The 4,968-nt window shown below is 67.9% G+C and carries 5 protein-coding genes and 1 pseudogene; all 6 read right to left on the minus strand.

The genetic code is table 11. The annotated features are described in order from the left end of the window. Positions 1 to 247, minus strand: a pseudogene (locus tag Q1V87_RS02680) (permease); the annotation flags it as partial. Further along, complete coding sequence (locus tag Q1V87_RS02685) at positions 228 to 653, minus strand: Fur family transcriptional regulator (protein WP_300590757.1); 426 nt, start codon at positions 651 to 653, stop codon at positions 228 to 230. The gene Q1V87_RS02685 and the pseudogene Q1V87_RS02680, both read right to left, overlap by 20 nt. A 54-nt stretch (positions 654 to 707) precedes the next feature. Next, the gene (locus Q1V87_RS02690; protein WP_300590758.1) at positions 708 to 1,574 is read right to left on the minus strand and encodes a metal ABC transporter permease; all 867 of its coding nucleotides are present in this window, start codon (positions 1,572 to 1,574) and stop codon (positions 708 to 710) included. Then, a complete protein-coding gene (locus Q1V87_RS02695; RefSeq protein ID WP_300590759.1) occupies positions 1,571 to 2,419 on the minus strand; it encodes a metal ABC transporter ATP-binding protein in 849 nt (282 codons plus the stop codon). Before Q1V87_RS02695 ends, Q1V87_RS02690 begins: the two co-directional genes overlap by 4 nt. Beyond that, positions 2,416 to 3,396, minus strand: coding sequence for a zinc ABC transporter substrate-binding protein (locus tag Q1V87_RS02700; protein ID WP_300590760.1), 981 nt, complete (start codon positions 3,394 to 3,396; stop codon positions 2,416 to 2,418). Before Q1V87_RS02700 ends, Q1V87_RS02695 begins: the two co-directional genes overlap by 4 nt. Before the next feature lie 79 nt (positions 3,397 to 3,475). Beyond that, the gene (locus tag Q1V87_RS02705; RefSeq protein ID WP_300590761.1) at positions 3,476 to 4,855 is read right to left on the minus strand and encodes a dihydrolipoamide acetyltransferase family protein; all 1,380 of its coding nucleotides are present in this window, start codon (positions 4,853 to 4,855) and stop codon (positions 3,476 to 3,478) included. Positions 4,856 to 4,968: the final 113 nt, after the last annotated feature.

Consider the following 4,968-nt stretch of genomic DNA (forward strand, 5'->3'; position numbering starts at 1 on the left):
AGAGCACCACACCGAGCACCACGAACGGCAGTGACTCGATCAGGACGCTGATCGCGAGGGTCAGACCGTCCTGCGCTCGCGTCGACAGGGGTGAGGTGAACAGCGACGGTGACAGAAGGTCGATCGCGACCAGGATCGCGAGGAAGAGGATGCCGATTCCGACGCCGACCGCTGCCCGGGCACCCGGGCTCGCGCCCCCGGCACGCGCGCGATCGGTCACCGGCGCGTCAGCGCGCACGGTTCCCATCGCCGGATGCCGCGCGGGCGCGCGCCGTGCATTCGGGGCAGCGCCCGAAGATGTCGACGACATGCTCGGCATCCGTGTAGCCGTGCTGTTCGGCGACCGACCGCGCCCACTGCTCGACGGGGGTCGCTGCGATCTCCACAGTCGCCCCGCACGAGCGACAGATCAGGTGGTGGTGATGCCCCGAAGTCTCACACGCACGATAGAGGCTCTCGCCGTCGGGGCCGTGCAGCGTATCGGCTGCGCCCTCGTCGGCGAGACTCGCAAGAGCGCGGTAGACCGTAGCCAGGCCGATCCCGGTGTCTTCGTCGCGAAGCACCGCGTGAAGTGACTGGGCACTGATGAAGCCAGGGGCGTCGCCCAGCGCCGTGCGCACGCGTTCGCGCTGCCAGGTATTGCGTTGCGCCATGGCCGGGAGTCTAGCGAGCCACGTTCGGCGCCGGCTGGGAGCGCGTGGGAGCTCTCACGTGAACCGCGCCCGCGTCACCCGACCTCGGCGTCCTCCCACCAGGCGGCAGACGAGGTAGATCAGGAACGAAATGGTTGTGATGTAGGGGCTCACCGGGAGCGTGCCGGCGATGGCCAACAGGATGCCGCCCACTGCCGAGACGAATCCGAACCCTGCCGCCAGCAGCGGAACACTCCACGGACCGGAGGCGATCCGCATGGCAGCCGCCGCAGGGGTCACGAGCAGCGCCATGACCAGCAGCGCACCGATGATGTGGATCGCCACGGCGACGATCAGCCCGAGCAGCAGCATGAACCCGAGAGAGACCGCCGTGACCGGCACGCCGCGCGCTGCCGCCGATTGCGGGTCGAGGGAGTCAAAGCGCAGGGGTCGCCAGATGAAGAGCAGACCGAGCAGAACCAGGATGCTGATCGCGATCAACCACCCGAGCTGTGCGTTTTGCACCGAGACGATCTGACCCGTCAGCAGACTGAACCGGTTGGCGCTGCGGCCGCTGTAGAGCGAGAGGAACAGGATGCCCAGCCCCAGGCCGAACGGCATGAGCACGCCGATGAACGAGTTGCGGTCGCGGGCGCGGGCACCGAGCCATCCGATGAGTCCCGCAGCGATGAGCGAGCCCACGATCGACCCGGTCACGACATCCCAGCCGATCAGGAGCGCGAACGCGGCGCCCGCGAACGAGAGCTCGCTGATGCCGTGCACCGCGAAGGCCATGTCGCGCTGCATCACGAAGACGCCGACGAGGCCTCCGACCAGGCCCAGCACGGCGCCTGCGATGACCGAGTTCGAGACCAACGCGAGGATCGCACCGTAGTCGGACACCCCCCCGAACATGGCGTCACCGATGTCAGACCAGTTCATGCGTGCACCCCACCGAGTTCGTCGCCGTCGGGGTGGTGATGGTGTGAGACCTCGGCATCCGGCGCGCCGACGACGACGAGCCGGTCGCCGGCGCGCAGCACAGCGACGGGAGCGCCGTAGAGGTCGCTGAGAACGCTCGTCTGCAAGACCTCGTCGGGCTTTCCGAGCGTGAACCGGCCCCCGGCGATGTAGAGGATGCGATCCACGACGTCGAGGACGGGGTTGATGTCATGCGTGACGAACAGCACACCGGTGCCGCGCTCGCGCCGGTGCCGATCGATGAGCGCCACGATCGCCTGTTGGTTGGCAAGGTCGAGGCTCGTCAGCGGCTCATCGCACAGCAGCAGGCCGGGGTCGTCGGCGATCGCCTGCCCGATGCGCAGCCGTTGCTGCTCGCCCCCGGACAGTTCACCGACGGGCCGGTCGGCGAACCCTTCGGCACCGACGTCCGCCACCAACGCGTCAACCCGGTCGCGCTCACTCCGACGCGGGAGGCTGAAGCCGAACTTATGGCCGGTGACACCGAGGGTCACGAGGTCCCGACCCCGCAGCGCGGTCTCGGGTGGCAGGGGGCGTTGCTGGGGCACGTAGCCGATGTGCCGGTTACCCCGGCGTTCAACCCGGCGGCCGCTTGTCTCGATGGTCCCGGCGCTCAGGTGTTCGAGACCGAGGATGGCCCGCAGCAGAGTCGTCTTGCCGGAGCCGCTGGGCCCGAGAACCGCGATGAACTCGCCGGGCTCGACGTCGAGGTCAAGTCCCGCCCACAGTTCCCGCTCGCCACGGCGCAGCGCCGCCCCGCGGATGCGGAGCGGCGGCTGGGCGTCCGAGGTCGCGCTGGAGCTCACGCGCCGAGCGCGTCCGCGAGCTCCGCGATGTTCTGCTGCATCCACGAGATGTAAGTCTGGCCCTCCGGAAGGGTCTCCGTGAACTCCAGCACCGGGATTGCCTGCGCGGTCGCAGTATCGATGATCTGCGTGGTCTCGGCACCACCGGTCTGCGCATTGGCGATGACGACCTTGACGGAGCCGTCCTCCACGATGCCCAGCGCCTCGAGCAGGGTTGCGGGGGGCACGTCCTGCCCCTCCTCGACGGCCTCGCTGAAGGCCTCGGGGGTGAGGTTCTCGAGCCCTGCCGCCACGATCAGGTAGACAGGCACGGGCTCGGTGACGAACACCCCCTCGCCCGCATGAGCTGCCGAGATCTCGTCGAGGGATGCCTCCAGCCCGGCGATCTGGTCGATGAAGGCTGCAGCGTTGGTCTCGAAGAGGTCAGCGTTGTCGGGGTCAAGCGTCGAGAGCTCCTCAGCGATGGCTTCGGCGAAGTGCTCCATCGTGTGCGGGTCATACCAGACGTGCTCGTTGAATCCCTCGATGTGCGCGTGGTCGTGACCGTCCTCATCGGCGTGAGCGTCTTCGGTCTCCGCTGCGCCATCGTCGCCGGGGTAATTGGCGTTGAACGTGGCAGCGGTGATGACCGGAGCAGTCGTGCCGCTCGCCTCGATCATGGCATCCATGAAGCCGTCGTAGCCGCCGCCGTTCTCGATGATGAGGTCGGCTTCCGAGACCGTGAGTTGGTCTTGAGCCGTCGGCTCGAACTCGTGCGGGTCCTGCGCCGCGGAGTCGATGATCGAGGTGACCGTGACCGCGTCACCACCGATCTCTTCGGCGATCTGACCGTAGACGTTGGTCGACGCGACGACGCTCAGCGTGGCGGCATCCGGGACTGAGGTCTCAGACGTTCCGCCCGTACCGGCGCAGGCCGTGAGGGTGAGGGCGGATGCCGCGCCCAGCGCGAGCAGCGTGGAAAGTCGTCCGGTCGTCATACCGACAACGATAACGGAGGTGAGAATCATTATCAAAACGAGCGAGCGCGATCCTTCACCCGACGGCGCCGTGGACGCGTCAGTCGAGCAGGAGCGCGGGTTCCTCGAGGATCGACGCGACGTCGGCGATGAAGCGGCTCATCCCATCGCCGTCGATGACCCGGTGGTCGAACGAGCCCGAGACGGTTGTGACATAGCGAGGACGCACCTCGCCATCCACGACCCAGGGCTTTTGCCGGATGGTGCCCATCGCGACGATGCCCGACTCCCCGGGGTTGATGATCGGGGTTCCGGCATCCATTCCGAACACGCCGATGTTGGTGATCGTGATCGTGCCGCCCTGCTGATCAGCCGGGGTGGTCTTGCCCTCGCGCGCCGTGAGCGTCAGCTTCTCGAGGGCGCGAGCGAGCTCGCGCATATTGAGGTCCTGGGCGTCCTTGATGTTCGGGACAAGCAGTCCTCGAGGTGTCGCTGCCGCGATCCCGAGGTTGACGTAGTGGCGCACGCTGATCTGGGCACCGCCGTCGCCGTCCACCCACGCCGCGTTCACCATCGGCGTCCGGCGCACCGCCCAGATGACGGCGCGCGCCATGATCAGCAGCGGCGAGATCTTGACGTCCGCGAAGTCGGGGGATGCCTTCAGACGCTTGACGAGCTCCATCGTGCGCGTCGCGTCGACATCCGTCCACACCGACACGTGCGGTGCCGAGTACGCCGACTGCACCATGGCGGTCGAGGTTGCCTTGCGCACGCCCTTGACCGGGATCGACTCGACCCGTCCCGCGGCCTGCGCGAACGGGGAAGCGACACCGTTGGGGGCGGGTGACACCGGCGCCGCAGCGGGCGCGACAGCAATCGTCTCTTCGCGTACCTCGGGCCAGTCGGGGGTCTCGATGTTGCGGAAGACACTTGCCTGCGACGCGTGCTTCACGACGTCTTCGCGGGTGACTTCGCCGGCCTCGCCCGAGGGCGTGACGGCCGCAAGGTCCACACCGAGATCGCGCGCGAGCTTGCGGATCGGGGGCTTCGCGATGACCCCGACGGATGCCGTCACCGGCCGCTCGGCGGGCTTGCGGCGACGTGAGGTGACAGCACCACCCGTCCCGTATCCCACGAGCACCGCGCCGCCACCCTCATCCCCCGTGGCTGCCGCTGTCAGGGATTGCGATCCGCCGGCACCGGGAGCGTCAGTCTGTGACAGCGGCGCGGATTCGGCCGGAGCCGCCTCGATCGTCACGATCGGGGTCCCCACGGCAACAGTGACGCCCTCCTCGACGAGCGTCTCGCTGACCGTGCCGGTGAACGGCGAGGGCAGTTCGACGAGCGATTTGGCGGTCTCGATCTCGACGAGCACGTCGTTGACCTGCACGGCGTCGCCGGGGGCGACCTTCCAGGTGACGATCTCGGCCTCGGTCAAGCCCTCCCCGACATCGGGGAGAACGAAGGTCTGCGTGCTCATGGCGGTCCTTTCGCGGTGCACCAACTCCTGCATCTCGGTGGTCTGTGCCTCAGTATCGCCGTGTCCGCGCTGAAATTGCAGGAGTTAGCGCCATGGGGTGTCAGTAAGCGAGG

This window comes from Microbacterium sp. (assembly GCF_030149085.1).
Classification (GTDB): domain Bacteria; phylum Actinomycetota; class Actinomycetes; order Actinomycetales; family Microbacteriaceae; genus Microbacterium.

What these genes read in the sequence shown, in the direction of transcription:
- Q1V87_RS02700 (WP_300590760.1), bottom strand. Translation starts at nt 3,396, where the DNA reads ATGACGACCGGACGACTTTCCACGCTGCTCGCGCTGGGCGCGGCATCC.
- Q1V87_RS02685 (WP_300590757.1), bottom strand. Translation starts at nt 653, where the DNA reads ATGGCGCAACGCAATACCTGGCAGCGCGAACGCGTGCGCACGGCGCTG.
- Q1V87_RS02705 (WP_300590761.1), bottom strand. Translation starts at nt 4,855, where the DNA reads ATGAGCACGCAGACCTTCGTTCTCCCCGATGTCGGGGAGGGCTTGACC.
- Q1V87_RS02690 (WP_300590758.1), bottom strand. Translation starts at nt 1,574, where the DNA reads ATGAACTGGTCTGACATCGGTGACGCCATGTTCGGGGGGGTGTCCGAC.